Annotated in this window: 14 protein-coding genes and 1 pseudogene; 3 read left to right on the forward strand and 12 right to left on the reverse strand. The window is 43.4% G+C overall.

Annotation, left to right across the window (positions count from 1 at the left end; genetic code table 11):
• Window positions 1-148: 148 nt before the first annotated feature.
• The 5 genes and pseudogenes from FTT88_RS15515 to ribF form a co-directional block, all read right to left on the reverse strand.
• A pseudogene (locus FTT88_RS15515) lies at window positions 149-358 on the reverse strand (NADPH-dependent FMN reductase); the annotation flags it as partial.
• Window positions 359-503: 145 nt separating this feature from the next.
• Window positions 504-986 (reverse strand): peptidylprolyl isomerase, encoded by a 483-nt coding sequence (locus tag FTT88_RS15520; RefSeq protein ID WP_078190656.1) that lies wholly within the window; start codon window positions 984-986, stop codon window positions 504-506.
• The gene (lspA, locus tag FTT88_RS15525) at window positions 979-1518 is read right to left on the reverse strand and encodes a signal peptidase II (protein ID WP_078190655.1); all 540 of its coding nucleotides are present in this window, start codon (window positions 1516-1518) and stop codon (window positions 979-981) included. The genes FTT88_RS15520 and lspA overlap by 8 nt, the downstream gene beginning before the upstream one ends.
• Window positions 1511-4357 (reverse strand): isoleucine--tRNA ligase, encoded by a 2847-nt coding sequence (gene ileS, locus FTT88_RS15530; protein ID WP_180022897.1) that lies wholly within the window; start codon window positions 4355-4357, stop codon window positions 1511-1513. The genes lspA and ileS overlap by 8 nt, the downstream gene beginning before the upstream one ends.
• A 63-nt stretch (window positions 4358-4420) precedes the next feature.
• Entirely contained in the window at window positions 4421-5422 is a 1002-nt protein-coding gene (gene ribF, locus FTT88_RS15535) for a riboflavin biosynthesis protein RibF (protein ID WP_168379800.1), read from the reverse strand.
• Between the two features lie 208 nt (window positions 5423-5630).
• Here ribF and FTT88_RS15540 point away from each other — a divergent pair, with 208 nt between their 5' ends.
• From FTT88_RS15540 to FTT88_RS15550, 3 genes are all read left to right on the forward strand, one after another.
• Window positions 5631-6779 (forward strand): TDT family transporter, encoded by a 1149-nt coding sequence (locus FTT88_RS15540; protein ID WP_180174085.1) that lies wholly within the window; start codon window positions 5631-5633, stop codon window positions 6777-6779.
• Between the two features lie 256 nt (window positions 6780-7035).
• Window positions 7036-8112, forward strand: coding sequence for an aromatic ring-hydroxylating dioxygenase subunit alpha (locus FTT88_RS15545; RefSeq protein WP_180174086.1), 1077 nt, complete (start codon window positions 7036-7038; stop codon window positions 8110-8112).
• A gap of 117 nt (window positions 8113-8229) precedes the next feature.
• Window positions 8230-8796: a 5'-nucleosidase gene (locus FTT88_RS15550; protein ID WP_180174087.1), complete on the forward strand. Its 567-nt coding sequence runs from the start codon at window positions 8230-8232 to the stop codon at window positions 8794-8796.
• A 69-nt stretch (window positions 8797-8865) separates the two neighbouring features.
• On the opposite strand, the gene FTT88_RS15555 is transcribed toward FTT88_RS15550, so the two are convergent.
• The 7 genes from FTT88_RS15555 to argA form a co-directional block, all read right to left on the reverse strand.
• Entirely contained in the window at window positions 8866-9486 is a 621-nt protein-coding gene (locus FTT88_RS15555; RefSeq protein WP_078190649.1) for a TetR/AcrR family transcriptional regulator, read from the reverse strand.
• Between the two features lie 347 nt (window positions 9487-9833).
• Entirely contained in the window at window positions 9834-10640 is an 807-nt protein-coding gene (locus FTT88_RS15560; RefSeq protein ID WP_111886022.1) for an ABC transporter ATP-binding protein, read from the reverse strand.
• 10 nt (window positions 10641-10650) lie between these two features.
• Window positions 10651-11466, reverse strand: a complete 816-nt coding sequence (ssuC, locus tag FTT88_RS15565; protein ID WP_078190647.1) for an aliphatic sulfonate ABC transporter permease SsuC — start codon at window positions 11464-11466, stop codon at window positions 10651-10653.
• Window positions 11466-12641: an FMNH2-dependent alkanesulfonate monooxygenase gene (gene ssuD / locus FTT88_RS15570; protein WP_168379803.1), complete on the reverse strand. Its 1176-nt coding sequence runs from the start codon at window positions 12639-12641 to the stop codon at window positions 11466-11468. Before ssuD ends, ssuC begins: the two co-directional genes overlap by 1 nt.
• A gap of 33 nt (window positions 12642-12674) precedes the next feature.
• The gene (locus tag FTT88_RS15575) at window positions 12675-13664 is read right to left on the reverse strand and encodes an aliphatic sulfonate ABC transporter substrate-binding protein (RefSeq protein ID WP_180174088.1); all 990 of its coding nucleotides are present in this window, start codon (window positions 13662-13664) and stop codon (window positions 12675-12677) included.
• 26 nt (window positions 13665-13690) lie between these two features.
• Window positions 13691-14653 carry a sulfonate ABC transporter substrate-binding protein gene (locus tag FTT88_RS15580; RefSeq protein WP_168379805.1) on the reverse strand — a complete coding sequence of 321 codons (963 nt, stop codon included), beginning with the start codon at window positions 14651-14653 and terminating at the stop codon, window positions 13691-13693.
• 338 nt (window positions 14654-14991) lie between these two features.
• Window positions 14992-16344: an amino-acid N-acetyltransferase gene (gene argA, locus FTT88_RS15585; RefSeq protein ID WP_180065999.1), complete on the reverse strand. Its 1353-nt coding sequence runs from the start codon at window positions 16342-16344 to the stop codon at window positions 14992-14994.
• Window positions 16345-16561: the final 217 nt, after the last annotated feature.

Raw genomic sequence — 16561 nt, forward strand, 5'->3', positions numbered from 1 at the left:
CATATTAAGCTTTACGAGGGCGTTGTATCGTCTGACGAGACGTGTATCAAGATGGGAGATATTAAATTGAAGAGCATGCTCTTCAATTTAACCCAAAACTTGGGATTTGTGTAGATACCTATGCTTTTAAGGGGGGGAGGATGTCAACTGCCCATGCTTGTTGTTTGGGTTGGTCATAAATCCCGGTTAATGGTGGATGTGCGCCTGCAAAAATAGGCAGATCCCATTCTTTTAAATCGACAATTTCAGTTTCTACGGTACTGTAGTCATAGCTTTCGATTTCTGAAAGTAGCCAGTTTGCAATCTTAATTGCCGTACGGCCTTCGCGGACACTGCCGACAATAATATGAAGTTTCATCGTATTTCCCGTCTTGTTTTAAAGTCTTGCATTAAATTAATATGAATTCGATCTGTTGCATATACAGAAAATGTATCGAGTCGATTGATAGTTATAAAAATAGTGATAAAAAAAGCTCCCGAAGGAGCTTTTTATTTGCTGAAACTTAGATCAGTTTCACGCCTTGTTGACCGGCAGGGGTCACTTTGAAAATTTCAACTTCAAAGGTGATATTTTTACCGGCTAGAGGGTGGTTGAAATCCACTTCGGTAATGTCTTCACCTACAGTTTTGATCACCCCATACAGACTTTGTTTGGCTTTATCTTCAAACTCAATCATATGGCCTTCAACAGGACGTTGCTCAAATTTGACAGTATCAAATTTTTGTACGTTTTCCGGGTTCCATGGACCAAAAGCATCTTCAGGAGGAAGGCTCACAGTACGGCGGTCACCTGCACGTAAACCGAATAAAGCTTTCTCAAAACCCGGTAATAAGCTGCCATCACCCATGACAAGGCTGACAGGTTCAGCACGGCTACGGGTATTGTCAATTTCTACGCCATTTTCAATAGCAACAGAAAAGTGAAGGTCTACTTTAGAACCTTCTTCAATACGAGTTTCCTCGTTAGGATTGATAAAATCAGTCATTTTGCGCTTCCGCACGTTGAATTCGGTGTTTTTCTAAGAAAAACGTATCGATAAGAAGCAGAATCGTGCCTAATGTAATGGCACTGTCTGCAATATTAAATGCAGGAAAGTGGCTGTTGTTGTAATACACGTGAATGAAATCCACCACATAACCTAAAGATACGCGGTCAATTAAGTTACCTATTGCGCCGCCTAAAATCAGGGCAATGGCAATTGGAAGGACTTTCACGTTTTTTGGCATACGCATGAGCCAAAATACAAAAATGACAGACACAAGTCCTGCGAGTGAAGTAAAGAAATAACGTTGCCATCCACCGGCATCGGACAAGAAACTAAAGGCAGCGCCATAGTTATGTAGTAATGTCCAATTTAAAAAGGGCATGACAGGTACAGGATCTGCGTAGTTCAGATGTGTACTTGCAATCCATTTGGTCCATTGATCCAAAATAATGGCAACAATGGATAAGCCCACCCACACTAAATTGTGTGGGTAGAATTGAAAGAAGCCCTTTTTTTCTTGTGGATTAGGCATATTTTCTCTCTTCGCCTTGACCTGTAGGAAGGTTAATAATACAACGAGAACAAAGACCTGGATGTTCGTGATGTGTATTCACATCTGGCAGTACATGCCAGCAGCGTGCACATTTTTCACCATCAGCAGCAGAGACTTTGACATTTAAACCGTCAAGGTCAGAGGCTTCACCTTGCGCTGCATCAAACGCATTGACAATCACTTGAGAAGTGATGAGGACAAAACGCAGTTCTTCACCGAATTTGTCTAAAACAGCTTTCAGCTCAGCATTGGCCCAAAGTTCAACTTTGGCAGACAAGTTTGAACCCACAGTTTTTGCAGTACGTGCAGCTTCAATAAACTTGTTCACCGCAGATTTAACGGTGATCAAGGTTTGCCATTCAGCTTCAGTCACCAGATTCGCTGTAGAAGCTACAGGAATGTCATACCACTCCGCAGTAAATACATATTTCTCAGACTGCTCTGGAATCAACGGCCAAGCTTCTTGTGCGGTGAAACTCAAGATTGGAGACATCCAGCGGACAAAGGCTTGAACCAAGTGATACAACGCAGTTTGTGCAGAATGACGCGCTGCAGAGTCTGCTTTGGTGGTGTATTGACGGTCTTTGATGATGTCGAGGTAGAAACCACCCAAGTCATTAATACAGAAGTTGGTCAATGCGCTGGTCACGATATGGAAGTTCATATCTTCATAGGCTTGCTGAATGGTTTTTTGCACTTCCGCAGCACGTTGCAAGATGTATTGATCCAGTGCGATCAATTGATCGACAGGCAAAGCATCAGTCGATGGTTTGAAGCCATTCAAGTTCGCCAACAAGAAACGCAACGTATTACGGATACGGCGGTAACCATCTGATGCACGGCTGAAGATTTCTTTACCTGCAGTCATTTCATAACGGTAGTCTGCAGACGCAATCCAGAAACGTAGGCCATCTGCACCCATGTCTTTAATGATGTCTTGCGGAGTGATCACGTTACCGATCGACTTCGACATTTTGCGGCCTTTTTCGTCCACAACGAAGCCGTGAGTCAATAAGCCTTTGTACGGTGCGCGGTTATTAATCGCCATAGATGTTAACAATGAAGATTGGAACCAGCCACGATGTTGGTCAGAACCTTCAAGGTACAAGTCAGCAGGGTCTTGCAATTCTTCACGTTCACGAAGTACTGCAAAGTGTGTTGTTCCAGAGTCGAACCATACGTCTAAAGTGTCACGTACAGCATTGTACTGCTCTGCATCTGCACCGATAAACTCAGACGCATCACGGTTATACCAACCATCAATACCTTCTTGTTCAATCAGCTTCGCGACTTCTTCGATTAGCTCAGGGGTACGCGGGTGAAGTTCGTTGGTATCTTTATGCACGAAGAATGGAATTGGCACGCCCCATGTACGTTGACGTGAGATACACCAATCTGGACGACCTTCAATCATCGATTGGATACGGTTTTTACCCCAATCCGGTACGAAGCTGATGTCATTTTCAATCGCGTTCAATGCACCTTGGCGTAAACCTTTTGCATCCATGCTGATGAACCATTGCGGTGTTGCACGGAAGATAATCGGTGTTTTATGGCGCCAGCAATGTGGGTAGCTATGTTTGATCACCACATGTGCCCAAAGTTTGCCTGCTTCGGTTAAAGCAGCAATGATTTTTGGATTGGCTTTGTAGATGTGTTCGCCTGCAAAAATTGGCGCAGTCGGTAAATATACACCGTTGCCGCCAACTGGATTGTCGACTTTCAGGTTGTACTGTAAGCCAACTTTATAGTCGTCCACACCATGGCCTGGCGCGGTATGCACAGCACCTGTACCACTGCCGTCTGTGACATGCTCACCCAAAATCACTGGCACTTGGCGTTCAGCAATTAACGGATGTTGTAGTACTAGATTTTCAAGTTTTGCACCAGCAAATTCAGCAATCACTTCTACTGCGTTAAAACCATAACGCTGAGTTGCAGATTCAACTAATGATTTTGCAAGGATGAAGTTTTGCGCTGCTTTGTCTTCGCCAGTTGCTTTCACCAATTGGTATTCAAGCTCAGCGTGTAGAGCAACCGCTTGGTTGGCAGGCATGGTCCAAGGCGTAGTTGTCCAGATCACGATATCTGTAGAATCGCTAACTGTAACACCTAGGCGTGCAGATAAATCAGCTAAATCAACAACGCTAAAACCAACGTCAATCGCATCTGATTTTTTGTCTTCGTATTCCACTTCAGCTTCAGCTAAGGCAGAACCACAGTCCAAACACCAGTTCACAGGTTTAAGACCCGGCTCAATATGGCCTGCTTTGGCAATTTCACCGAGCGAACGAACGATGTCGGCTTCTTGTTTGAAGTTCATGGTGAGGTAAGGGTTGTCCCAATCACCAAACACACCCATACGCACGAAGTCTTTTTTCTGTAATTCAACTTGGGTGTAGGCATATTCACGGCAGGCTTTACGGAAAGTTGAGGCATCTACTTTCACGCCGACTTTACCGACTTTTTCTTCAACTTTCAGTTCGATTGGAAGACCGTGACAGTCCCAACCTGGTACATACGGTGCGTCAAAACCGTCCATTACACGGCTTTTGATGATGATGTCTTTCAGGACTTTATTCACCGCATGGCCTAAGTGAATTTGGCCATTTGCGTATGGAGGGCCGTCATGAAGCACATATTTTTTCTTGCCAATACGCGATGCACGAATCTGCTGATAAATGTTGTCGGCATACCACTCTTCTAACCATTTCGCTTCACGTACTGCGAGATTTGCTTTCATCGCAAATTCAGTACCTGGGAGGTTTAGCGTGGCTTTATAATCCACTGCATTTTCAGGAGTTTGCTTATCGCTCATGCAAGTTGTCTTCCAAATTTATCAGCCCGTTGACTGACGCGTTTTACAATAAATAATCGGGGTTTAAAAGGGGAAATGAGGGTGCTGACCTCGAAACTCAAGGAGCTTTTCGACGTCGTCATCAATTCCGGCTTTCAGTGCTTCAAGCGAAGGGTAGTCCTTTTCGCCATGTAAAAAGTTCAAGAACGTCACCCGCATTAACAGGCCATACAGATTAGCAGAAACATCAGGAAAATGTACTTCTAATCGCCATTCAGGATGTTCCTGTTTAATTGCGGGACGCGTACCAACATGCCCTGCACCAAACAGGGCAGAGGGTGCATAACCTGCAACCCCTAATTTGTCAGCATTTTCGTTTTTTACTTTATCTGTTAAAGATTCGGTTTCACAAATGACATCGACTGCATAAATGCCATTTAAACAAGGTTTATGACGGTTTAAACGCACATTAATGGTAGGAAAATTAATGGTGCGACCGATTTGATCGCCATACTGCACACGACCGGTGATGCTATAAGGACGACCTAAAAGTTTTGCGGCATGGGCAAGGTCGCCTGCTTGTAATGTCTGACGAACCAGTGTCGAACTGACACGTTCGCCATCAACTTCGACATTTTGCAGGGCTGTGACTTGGAAGCCGTATTGGCGTAAAAATTCGCTATTGCCTTGACGGTTTTTGCCAAAGTGATGATCTTCGCCCAAAACTAAACTTTGTGTATTGAGTTTATTTTTTAAAATATCGGCAAATTCTTCGGCGCTGAGATTACGAAAGGCATTGTCAAATTTCGCCACCACAATATAGTCGACGCCTAGTTCAGTTAAATATTCGACTTTTTCACGTAGTGAACTGATTCGAGGCGGTGCATCATAAGCTTTAAAGAATTCAAGCGGTTGTGGCTCAAAAATCATCACAGCTGTTTTTAAGTTTTGTTGCTGTGCTATGTCTTTGAGCTGGCTGACCATCGCTTGATGACCCAAATGTACGCCATCAAAATTGCCAATGGTCACGGCAGTTTTGGGGAGTTCTAAGTGGGGCGCTAAAGCATTCAGACGGAGCAGCTTCATGGGCGAATCAATTGTTGAAAATGTTTGAGGGCTATATATTGCCATAATCTTCTGCGTTCGTCTTGTTGTTGTGTTTTTACTCAAGTTTTTTTATGCAGAGATGAATTTATTATCAGTAAAATAAATTATAAAAATAAATATTAATCAATTTTTCTTATTAATTAGTGTGCTTAAACTATAGACATTCCATTTTGATGAGCATCATGCGATGAAAATGCCATTTTATCAACTCCAGCATAAACAAGACTTGATTCGTCATTTCACCCCAAACTGGTTTACGGTGGTGATGGGTACAGGTGTGGTGGCCCTCATTTTACCATCTATACCGTTGGCGCCGCAGTGGATGTGGTCCATCGGAGCAGGGTTGTGGCAGATCAGCATCGTGTTGTTCATATTGTTTAGTGGGATGTATCTCAGCCGATGGATCTTGTATCCACAAGAAGCCAAGCAGATTTTCCAGCATCCGGTGATGAGTTTATTTCTTGGGGCAATCCCCATGGCACTGGCAACCCTGATCAATGGCGCATTGAAATTTGGCACCACGCTGTACACTGAGTTTTTGGGCGTAAGCATCATCACATGGGCTGAATATTTATGGTATGTCGATGTGTTGATGTCAATAGCGATTGCATGGTGTGTTCCATTTCTGATGTTTAGTCGTCAGCAACATGCGCTGCAAGGCATGACCGCAGTATGGTTATTGCCGATAGTGGCTTGCGAGGTGGTTGCCAGTTCAGGCGGTTTATTGTTGGCGCATTTACCTGCACAGGCCCATTCTGTCCATATTTTGCTGGGGAGTTATCTGCTTTGGGGGATCTCAGTATTTCCTGCATTTGCCATCTTAAGCATCTTGTTGCTGCGTCTGGCTTTACATCAATTGCCAAGTAAGGAAATGGCGATCAGCAGTTGGTTGGCCTTAGGACCGATTGGGACAGGGGCTTTAGCGCTGTTACTTTTGGGCGAGCAAGCCCCACGTATTTTGACAGCAGTAGACTTGGCAGATTTAGGACAGGTGTTGCTTCAAGGCGGCGTGTTCGCAGCCCTTGTTCTGCTCGGATTTGGTGTATGGTGGTTTGGAATCGCTATACTCATCACGCTAAAACATTTACGAGATTTACCCTTTAATCTCGGGTGGTGGGCGATGACATTTCCATTCGGCGTTTTTAATTTGGCGGTCATCCATTTGGCGGAACATACGCAATTAAATGCTATCCAACAGTGCGGCACCTTTTTTGCAGTTTTGCTCTGTACGCTTTGGTTATTGGTGATGCTGAAAACTATACAAGGGTTTTATCGTGGCAGCTTATTTTTTTCTCCGTGTTTAAAAGCGTATTGTGATGCTCAGAGCACATCTTAAATTATGTCGGGTGAATGTAAATCCGTTGAAGAAAAATATAGCGCGTTGGCTTTGACGGATTTCAGCAAACAAATATAGAGCTTCTGCAAGCGTGTGATGCAGTTACGTTATTTTGCTATCCAAGCAAAACATTCATGTATGAAATTTGCGCGTATTTTCAAGAGATCAACAGGTTTCGAGATATAAACTTGCTTGTACTAGGTGTTAGAGCAAGGCTTATGGATTAAAACAAAAAGATAAAAATAAGGATCGAATTATGTGTAATCAAACCCGTTTTTGGGATGATGCCAAAGGATTATTAGAAGAATGGTACGTCGCTTGTACCTCTAAAGAACTCAAAAAAGATCAGCCTTTTTCAGCCACCCTGCATGGTAAAAAATTTGTTCTGTTCCGACAAAAAGATGGAACAGCCGCTGCATTGCTCGATCAATGTGTGCATCGTGGTGTGCCTTTGTCTAAGGGTAAAATGACCGATGGCTGCGTGACATGTCCATATCATGGTTGGTCGTATCAGGGCGATGGGCATGTGGCGCATATTCCTAGTGTCAATGGACAATTTTTTCCAGAAAAACCGCATCCATTTAAACAGCGTAGTTTTGATGTGTGTGAGCAAGATGGAGTGGTATGGATTTATCTCGGTGAAAAGCCCAAACAGGAACGCCCGGAAATATTTAAATTACCGTTTTATGATCAAGCCGGCTGGGTCAGTTATTACATGGTCGGCAGTTATGATGGCGAGATGGGCGCTGTTGCACAGAATATTATGGATGTGACCCATACCATATTTGTCCATGAAGGCTGGTTTCGTTCAGAGTCGGGAAAAGCCGTGGATGCCACCATAGATGTCGGGCCGCGCAAAGTAGTCGTTGACTATCATGACCATGATGCAGATGTCGGCATGATGCCATGGCTGACCAATCCGCATGGTGCTGAACAGGTCCACCGCGACAGTTTTATCGCGCCGAATATTACCTTGGTGGAATACCATTGGGGAGAGCCATCGGGCATGGTGTTTAATAGTCTGATTAGCCCTGTGGGGCCGTATGAGTCACGGGTTTATACCTGTGTCAGTTATAAATTTCCGATTCCAAAATTGTTGTCTAAGGCATTGATGCCGGCTGTGAATGCCTATACTTGGGTGGTCAACAAACAAGACATTAAAATTTTGTCAGCGCGAAGAGCTGGCATCGAGCATATGCCGATGACCCATTCGCATAGTGTGAGAGGGGATATGGCACATATTGCATTAGAGAAGATTTTAGATGCCTTGCGTCACGACCAACAATTGGCACCGTCTTTTATTGGCAAACGTCCGATGCAATTTCAAATTTGATAGCATTCAAATCTGTGTGAGGAATTTATTTTCTGAGCAATGTGATTTTTGAAGATGATTTTTTCTGCGCACGTGCAAATGTATGCTATATGAAGGTATCAATTTGAGGAGACCGCTATGCGTCAGCAAATCGCTTTAATTATGGCACTGCCGAGTGAATCTAAAGGCTTGTTTGAAGCCGCAGGCATTGAAGTACATTACAGTGGTATTGGTAAAGTCAATGCCGCATTTAAAGCCTTTGATGTGATTCAAAAAACCGGATGTCATACTTTGCTGAATTTGGGCACTGCGGGAAGTTCACATTTTGATGCACATGCTTTGGTTGAAGTAGCTCAATTTGTACAACGGGATATGGATGTATCGCCTTTGGGTTTTGATGTGGGGGTGACGCCGATGGATACCGATCATCCTGCTGAAATTCAGCAAGAGAGCATGTTTAGCCATTTGCCTAAAGGAATTTGTGGTACAGGCGACAGCTTTGAAACTGGGCTGCCGAAAGTACCGTGTAATCTTGTCGATATGGAAGGCTACGCAATCGCTAAAGTATGTAAAAAACTGGGTGTTCGCTTTGTATCGGTAAAATATATTACCGATGGTGCGAATGACACAGCGCATCTGGATTGGGAAGAAAATTTATTATTCGGCGCAAAGAAATTATTGAAATTATATCAAACAGTCAAATAAGGCATTTAGCTAATTCCGGTCGGCGACCATAGAATGCTATGGTCGTATGCCAATTCGACCCAATTCAATTTACTTTTCTGGGCGTGGAATTACACCGTAAAGCATCATATGAACGGTATGTTGAATAATCCGTTGTTGCATACTGCGATTACGTAAGGTTTTTCCAGTGACCATTTCCATTTGGGTTGCAAAGTCAGCATAGTTTTGCGTAATTGCCCAAATGTTCAGAATTAAAAGTTCTGGATCAATATCTTTTGAAATTTTACCTTGCTCTTGCCAGTTGCTGATGACTTTGGCTTTGCGTTTAACTAATTTTTTTAGTGGGCCTTTTAAAATTTCAAGAATGTGTGGTGCGCCCTGAATGACTTCAAGTGCGAACAAACGTGAGGCTTTCGGTTGGGTACGAGATACTTCAATTTTCTGCAATAGATAATTGGTGATCGCTTCTTCAGGCTCAAGGTCTGCTTCCAACATTTGTAGCGGAGCAAGCCACTTTTGTAGAACCGTTGTCAGAACTTCAACATAAAGCGCTTCTTTATTTTCATAATAATAGAAAATATTCGATTTATGCATTTCTGCAATCTGTGCGATCTCATCCAAGCTGGCGCCATTGAAGCCATACAGGGAAAAGACATCCAGTGCTGCATTAAGCAACTGGTGGCGTTTCTGGGTACTCTTTTTTTGTTCCATTAGCTCTTTTAAGAAAATGAAAAGGGAATATTGAATTGTACGGCAAATCAACAGATTTGTGCACAATCATCGTTTCTAATTTTATGAATTTTGGCAGTTTATTCTATTCAACGGTCAAATAAATACGACGAATGCCATAATATTTCAAATAATCATTTTAGGGTGAAATTTAAATAAATCATTATTTTTAATCATGGATTTATATGATTTATCGTAATTTTTGTGATGTATTTGTCAACAGGCGATAAATCTCCCCTCAATGCTAAATATGGTTTTGTTGCGATATTGTTCTTGAATAGGACAGGAAGTCACACGGTTTAAGTGATGATTTCCTGCACAAGTACAGCTTAAGTGGCCAAGACCGCTTGTAAGACTTGTTGTTCAAGTTCAGTAAATTCAATGCCTTTTTTTCGTGGACGGGCCAAATTGACACGAAATTCTTGGGCAATATGGCCTTTATCGAGCAAGATTATACGGTCTGCCAACTGCACGGCTTCACTTACATCATGCGTGACCAAAATCGCGGTAAAACCTTGCTCGGTCCAGAGTTTTTCAATCAAATTCTGCATATCTAAACGTGTTAAGGCATCGAGCGCACCCAGTGGTTCATCTAGCAGCAATATACGTGGTTTATGTGACAAAGCACGTGCCAGTGCAGTACGTTGTCGTTGCCCCCCTGACAGCTGTGTTGGCCAAAGCCCCGCTTTGTCTTTTAAACCGACTTTTTCGAGGAGTGCTGTGGCATTGGCGTGTTGGTCTTTGCTTAAACCAAGTTGTACATTTTTCTCAATGCTACGCCAAGGCAGTAGGCGAGGGTCTTGGAACATCACACGAATATCATCACTGGTGATGCCTTCACGTATATGACGTGCAGACTTAAATTTAATTTCGCCATAACTCGGTTTTTCTAAGTCGGCGATGAGGCGAAGCAGGGTACTTTTACCACAGCCACTACGACCGACAATCGCCAAGAATTCACCGGGTTGAATATGCAGGTCAAGGTCCTCAAGGACTTTAACATCGCCATAAAATTTGTGTAGTTGTTCAATCAGGATCTCTGCGCCCAACACCGCATGGGGGTTGATATCCTCGACTGAAGAACGCTGAGGTTGGGTTGAGTCGTCTGCATGACGGCTTATGCTTAAATCGGTCATCACATGCTCCTTATTTTTGGTAACCCGAGTGCCAACGGAGTAAATATTTTTCTAAGGCAACAGCCAGTACATCGGCCAATTTACCGAGTAGGGCATACAATAAAATCCCGACCAAGACGATATCGGTTTGTAGAAATTCGCGTGCATTCATGGTCATATAACCGATGCCGGCTTGTGCAGAAATGGTTTCTGCCACAATCAACAAAACCCAAACGAGCCCGAGTGAAAAACGCAGACCAACCAAAATAGACGGCATCGCCCCCGGTAGAATGATTTCTTTATAAAGTTGCCAGCCACTCAAACCGTAGCTTTTGCCCATTTCAATCAGTTGAGGGTCTACAGAACGAATACCATGATAGGTATTGATATAAATGGGAAAGAATACGCCAATAGCGACTAAAAAAAGTTTGGCCGATTCATCGATCCCAAACCATAAAATCACCAAGGGAATCAGGGCAAGAGCAGGAATGTTACGGATCATTTGCAGCGTGGTATCGAGTAGCGTCGATGCTGTTTTGGATGAACCATTCAGCAGACCTAAAAAAAGACCTAAACCACCGCCGACTAGAAGTCCAACCAAAGCACGACCTGCACTGATTTGAACATGCTTCCACAGTTCACCACTGATCAGTAAGTTCCAAAAGGCCACCACCACCGCACTTGGCGCAGGCAAAATACGACTTTCTAACAGCCCTGTAACAGAGGCAATTTGCCAAACAATAATTAATGCAATAGGAAACAACCAAGGCAACAAACGCTGCCCGAGTTGTGTTCCACGTGAAACCTTCGGTGCTTTGAAGGTTTCAACAGAAACAGTTTTGGACATTAGGCCGGCTCCTGAATCTTTTCAGCTTTTTTATTTTCATCTGGTGTGTAATTGTTCGCGACAATCTCACCAAATGGGCCGGTTAAGTTAGGTTGAACCAATTTCTGACGTGTTTCCAATGGCAGTAATGGGAACACCAATTCTGCAAAACGGATAGACTCTTCAAGGTGTGGGTAACCAGAGAAAATAAAGGTGCTAATCCCGAGATCGGCATATTCTTGGATACGTGCGGCGACAGTTTCAGGATCACCAACGAGTGCCGTACCTGCACCACCACGAACCAATCCAACACCTGCCCATAAGTTTGGAGATACTTCTAATTTGCTACGGTCGCCATTGTGCAGTTCAGCCATACGGCGTTGCCCTACAGAGTCCATGGTTTTGAACTTGGCTTGCGCGGCTGCAATGGTGGCATCGTCGACATATTGGATTAGTTCTTCAGCTGCTTTCCATGCCTCTTCATTGGTTTCGCGTACAATGACATGTAAACGAATGCCATAATTCAGTTCACGTCCTTTGGCTTTGGCTTTTTCACGCACCACTGCAATTTTTTCTTTTACCGCAGCAGGTGGCTCACCCCAAGTTAAATAGGTGTCAACTTGATCTGTCGCGAGTTCAACAGCAGCTTCTGACGAACCGCCAAACCATAGTGGTGGATAAGGTTTTTGTACCGGTGGATAGAGTAATTTGGCGTCGTCTACACTCAAACGTTCGCCATGGAAGGTATAGCTTTCACCAGTATGTGAACGGGTTAAAATTTCACGCCAAATTGTGGTGTATTCCGCGGCAGTTTGGTAACGCGTTGCGTGATCTTCATAGACACCATCACCCTTGAGTTCTTGCTCATCACCGCCTGTAACTAAATTCAGTAAGATACGACCGCCAGATAAACGGTCAAATGTTGCAGCCATACGTGCAGTCAGTGCAGGCGTTGTCACCCCTGGGCGTAGCGCGACTAGAAATTTTAGATTTTTAGTGGCATCAATCAAGCTTGCAGCTGTAAGCCATGGATCTTCACATGAACGACCTGTCGGAATCAGAACGCCTTCATAGCCAAGATTATCCACCGCTACTGCAATTTGCTTCATGTAGGCATGATCGACTTGGCGTGCACCTTTACTTGTTCCTAAGTAGCGACTGTCACCGTGGGTAGGGATAAACCAGAAAATTTTCATGTTCAGTTCCTTGTATTTTTGATGGCTCGGGTATCAATGTGATGAAGGTGTCCAAACTTGCTTTTGGACTTGAATGTTGTTTGGAATCAGTTGGACTTGTTTAAATAAGTCCGCAATATTTTGCTGTGCTTGTATGACCTCGGGTGTCAGCGAGCGCACAGGAGATGGTTTAGATCGGCGAGAAAAGGCTTGCGCAGCAATATTCTTTTGCAGCCCAGTGCTGTTTTGATAAATCTCTAAAGCCACATTTTGGTTCTTCACAATCCACTGATCGGAAGCGTCTAGGGCCTTTAAAAATTTAGCTGGGGCATCAGGGTGTGCTTGAACGACTTTTGGATTTGCCACATAAAATGAATAGGTTTTTGGAAAATCACCGGATTGAATCAGCACTTTAGCTTGAGCATCCAACTCCGCTGCAGATAAAAACGGGTCCCAAATGGCCCATGCATCAATTGATTTTTTATCAAATGCGGCACGTGCATCTGCTGGTGGAATCCAAATCGGTTGAATGTCATTCCAAGTCAAACCGGCTTTTTCTAAAGTCTTGGCTAATAACTCATGCGCACTCGAGCCTTTTTGTACAGCAACGCGTTTGCCACGTAATTCTTGAATGGTTTTGATTGAGCTATCCGCTGGAATCACGACAGCGAGCGACTGTTCAGGTACCACTTCATAGCCAATATAATTCAGGTCTTTATTGGCAGCTTGGGCAAAAATAGGCGGGGTGTTGCCGACATAGCCATAATCCACCGCACCGACCGCAAGGGCTTCTAACATTTGTGGGCCAGCAGGGAACTCCTTCCACTCAATGTGAGCGCCGGGAAATTGTTGTTCAAAGAGTTTTTGTTCACGGGCAACCAGCAAATTTAGGGCTGATTTTTGAAAACCAATAACCAAGGTTTTTACGGCTGTTTCAGTTGGTTTTTCACGATCCTGCTGTGCTGTTTCTTGTTTTTGGCACGCACTGAGTCCAAGGCCAAAAGTGGCTAAAGTCAGTATGGAAAATGTTCTTAGAATACGCATGGCATCGCCCTTATGCTGTGGTCGGCTTATTTGATAATGGCCGACTCAATATTTAATTTATTTGGAATTAATTTTTCGTTATAAAACGCATCAGCGACTTGCTGCTGTTCTTGCGCCACTTGTGTAGTAATCGGCGTCACTTGATTGCCTAAGCGAGAAATTGATGTTTTAAGCACATCTAGACCTAAGCCGGTTTTGCCTTCGAGTAACTTGGCCGCTTCGTCTTGATTTTTTGAGACCCATTGCGTGGTCAAATTCAACTCATTCACCACAGCTTGCAGCACTTTTGGATTTTCCTGAGCAAATTTACGATCGGCCAAATAGAACTGGTAGTTCTTCACCAAGTTTTCGCCATTGGCAATGGTGCGAGCATTAAGTTGATGCTCAGCAGCAGAAAGGAACGGGTCCCAAATCACCCATGCATCGACTGCACCTTTTTCAAAAGCAGCACGTGCGTCGGCAGGTGGTAAATACACGACATTGATGTCGCTAAATTTGAGTTGATTGGCTTCCAACAGCTTGAGCAACAGGTAATGCACGTTTGAGCCTTTGTTTAAGGCCACACGTTTACCTTTTAAGTCCTGAATACTGTGAATAGCCGAATCTTTTTGCACAATTAACGCTTCAGCTTTTGGAACTGCAGGTTGGTTGGCAATGTAAACCAAATCGGTTTGAGCGGCTTGAGCAAAGATAGGCGGTGCTTCACCGACTTCACCAAATGACACGCTGCCTACATTCAGGCCTTCAAGCAGCTGTGGGCCAGCAGGAAATTCCACCCATTTGATATTTACACCTTGGCTTTTTAAGGCTGTTTCTAAGGTTCCGCGTTCTTTTAAAATTGGCAATAAGCCATATTTTTGGAAACCAATATTTAAGGTGACATTTTCATCAGCCTCTTTTTTGCCACAGCCCGACATCATCATGGCACCCACAACCGCTGTAGACAGTACAAGTGTTTTTGTCCAAAGTTTTACTTTGTGAGTACGCATGTGTTGCTCCTATAAAGGTCTAAATTTGCAGAACTGTTGATTTATGAACACATAAGCTAAAGAGTTTTCTTTTTCGAAAAAAATAAGAAAACTTAAATTTAAAATCAGGAAAAAAGATAAATAAAAATCAGCAAAACTTATGAAAAATTATGATTTTAGAAAAACATATAATGTGTCAAAGTATTGTTTTAAGTTGTTGAAATTATTTATTTATTTGGGTTATTTAAATGGCAGATATGGTTATTCTGTGGCTTGCAAAGTGATTTGAGGGGGATAGCCAAGGGATTAGGCATAACCTTATGCAAAATAATGCTATTCAGCGCATAAAAAAAGCCACTTTAAAGTGACTTTTTACAAACCAATGAGTTTCTTTGGTAGTTGTATAAGGCCTGACGGGCATTCGGTAAGTCATCGACACTGACTTGTTCAAAACCTTGTTCAAGGAACCAATGCGCTGTCCGTGTGGTCAAAATAAACAATTGTTCAATACCTAAATCTCGCGCTTTTTCTTCTAAATAATGCAAAATTTGGCTACCGCGATTTGATTTTCGATACCCCGGATGCACAGCTACGCACGCGATTTCAGCAGAGCGTTTTTCATTCCCTGTGACAGGAATCGGGTATAACGCAGCGCAGGCCAAAATCGTACCGTCACGTTCAATCACTGCAAATTGTCCAATTTCATTTTCCAGACGTTCGCGTGAGCGATAAACCAAGATGCCTTCTTGTTCGAGAGGGCGTAAGAGGTTGATTAAGCCGCCAACATCTTGAATATCGGCAGTACGCACTTCTTCATAATGCGCATCAGTGATCATGGTGCCAGAGCCGTCACGCGTGAACAATTCTTCGATCAATGCGCCATCATAAGCATAGGAAATAAGATGAACACGGTGCACGCCTTGTAGGGAGGCATCTTTGGCAACGCTTAAATGCAGGGCAATATCGGGATTAGAATCTTGATATTGCAAAATATGCTGATCAAGTTGATGAGGTGTAATTTCGCGTTGTAGCTGCCCATGTTCATTGTGCAAACCGTGTTGTTTGCCCAAGAAAATCAACTTATCCGCTTTTAAACTGATCGCGGTTTTGGTCGCAACTTCTTCAGCCAATAAATTAAACACTTCACCTGTCGTGGAATAACCTGTTGGCCCAAGCACCACAATATTTTGGCTCTCTAAATGACGTTGAATCGCATGGATATCGACGGAACGAACTTCACCAGACAGTTGAAAATCGATACCGTCACGAATGCCATACGGTTTTGCCGTGACCAAATTGCCTGAGACCACATCAATACGCGCGCCGTACATCGGTGAGTTGGCTAAACCCATAGACAGGAGGGCTTCAATTTGCAGACGAATGGAACCGACGGCATTCATCACCGCAGGTAAGGATTCGCGAGTGGTGATGCGACGGTGATGATGAAATGGTGTCTTGATGCCGCTGCTTTGTAAATTATGATTGATTTGCGGACGAGCACCATGCACCAAAATTAGACGAATACCAAGTGAGTGTAATAAGGCAATATCATGAATAATGTGTTGAAAATTTTCATGTTGCAGCGCTTCACCATCAAACATGATGACAAAGGTTTTGTTGCGATGCGCATTAATATAGGGTGCAGAATGACGGAACCAATGCACATACTGTAAGGTTGTGCTGGAAGATGGTTCAGTGATATTCGTTTGCATGCCTATGCCTGTTTATTCGCTTTGGTATGGATGATTCTAAACAAAAACATATGACAGCGGAAAGCAAATTTGACATCCTCACCCCCTTAAACATAGGTATCTACACAAATCCCAAGTTTTGGGTTAAATTGAAGAGCATGCTCTTCAATTTAATATCTCCCATCTTGATACACGTCTCGTCAGACGATACAACGCCCTCGTAAAGCTTAATATGAAT

Origin of the sequence: Acinetobacter sp. YH01024, assembly GCF_013420195.1 — a bacterium.
GTDB lineage: Bacteria > Pseudomonadota > Gammaproteobacteria > Pseudomonadales > Moraxellaceae > Acinetobacter > Acinetobacter amyesii.

Excerpts from the sequence above, each read along its gene's own strand:
- FTT88_RS15520 (WP_078190656.1), bottom strand. The coding sequence starts at position 986 with ATGACTGATTTTATCAATCCTAACGAGGAAACTCGTATTGAAGAAGGT.
- lspA (WP_078190655.1), bottom strand. The coding sequence starts at position 1,518 with ATGCCTAATCCACAAGAAAAAAAGGGCTTCTTTCAATTCTACCCACAC.
- ileS (WP_180022897.1), bottom strand. The coding sequence starts at position 4,357 with ATGAGCGATAAGCAAACTCCTGAAAATGCAGTGGATTATAAAGCCACG.
- ribF (WP_168379800.1), bottom strand. The coding sequence starts at position 5,422 with ATGAAGCTGCTCCGTCTGAATGCTTTAGCGCCCCACTTAGAACTCCCC.
- FTT88_RS15540 (WP_180174085.1), top strand. The coding sequence starts at position 5,631 with ATGAAAATGCCATTTTATCAACTCCAGCATAAACAAGACTTGATTCGT.
- FTT88_RS15545 (WP_180174086.1), top strand. The coding sequence starts at position 7,036 with ATGTGTAATCAAACCCGTTTTTGGGATGATGCCAAAGGATTATTAGAA.
- FTT88_RS15550 (WP_180174087.1), top strand. The coding sequence starts at position 8,230 with ATGCGTCAGCAAATCGCTTTAATTATGGCACTGCCGAGTGAATCTAAA.
- FTT88_RS15555 (WP_078190649.1), bottom strand. The coding sequence starts at position 9,486 with ATGGAACAAAAAAAGAGTACCCAGAAACGCCACCAGTTGCTTAATGCA.
- FTT88_RS15560 (WP_111886022.1), bottom strand. The coding sequence starts at position 10,640 with ATGACCGATTTAAGCATAAGCCGTCATGCAGACGACTCAACCCAACCT.
- ssuC (WP_078190647.1), bottom strand. The coding sequence starts at position 11,466 with ATGTCCAAAACTGTTTCTGTTGAAACCTTCAAAGCACCGAAGGTTTCA.
- ssuD (WP_168379803.1), bottom strand. The coding sequence starts at position 12,641 with ATGAAAATTTTCTGGTTTATCCCTACCCACGGTGACAGTCGCTACTTA.
- FTT88_RS15575 (WP_180174088.1), bottom strand. The coding sequence starts at position 13,664 with ATGCGTATTCTAAGAACATTTTCCATACTGACTTTAGCCACTTTTGGC.
- FTT88_RS15580 (WP_168379805.1), bottom strand. The coding sequence starts at position 14,653 with ATGCGTACTCACAAAGTAAAACTTTGGACAAAAACACTTGTACTGTCT.
- argA (WP_180065999.1), bottom strand. The coding sequence starts at position 16,344 with ATGCAAACGAATATCACTGAACCATCTTCCAGCACAACCTTACAGTAT.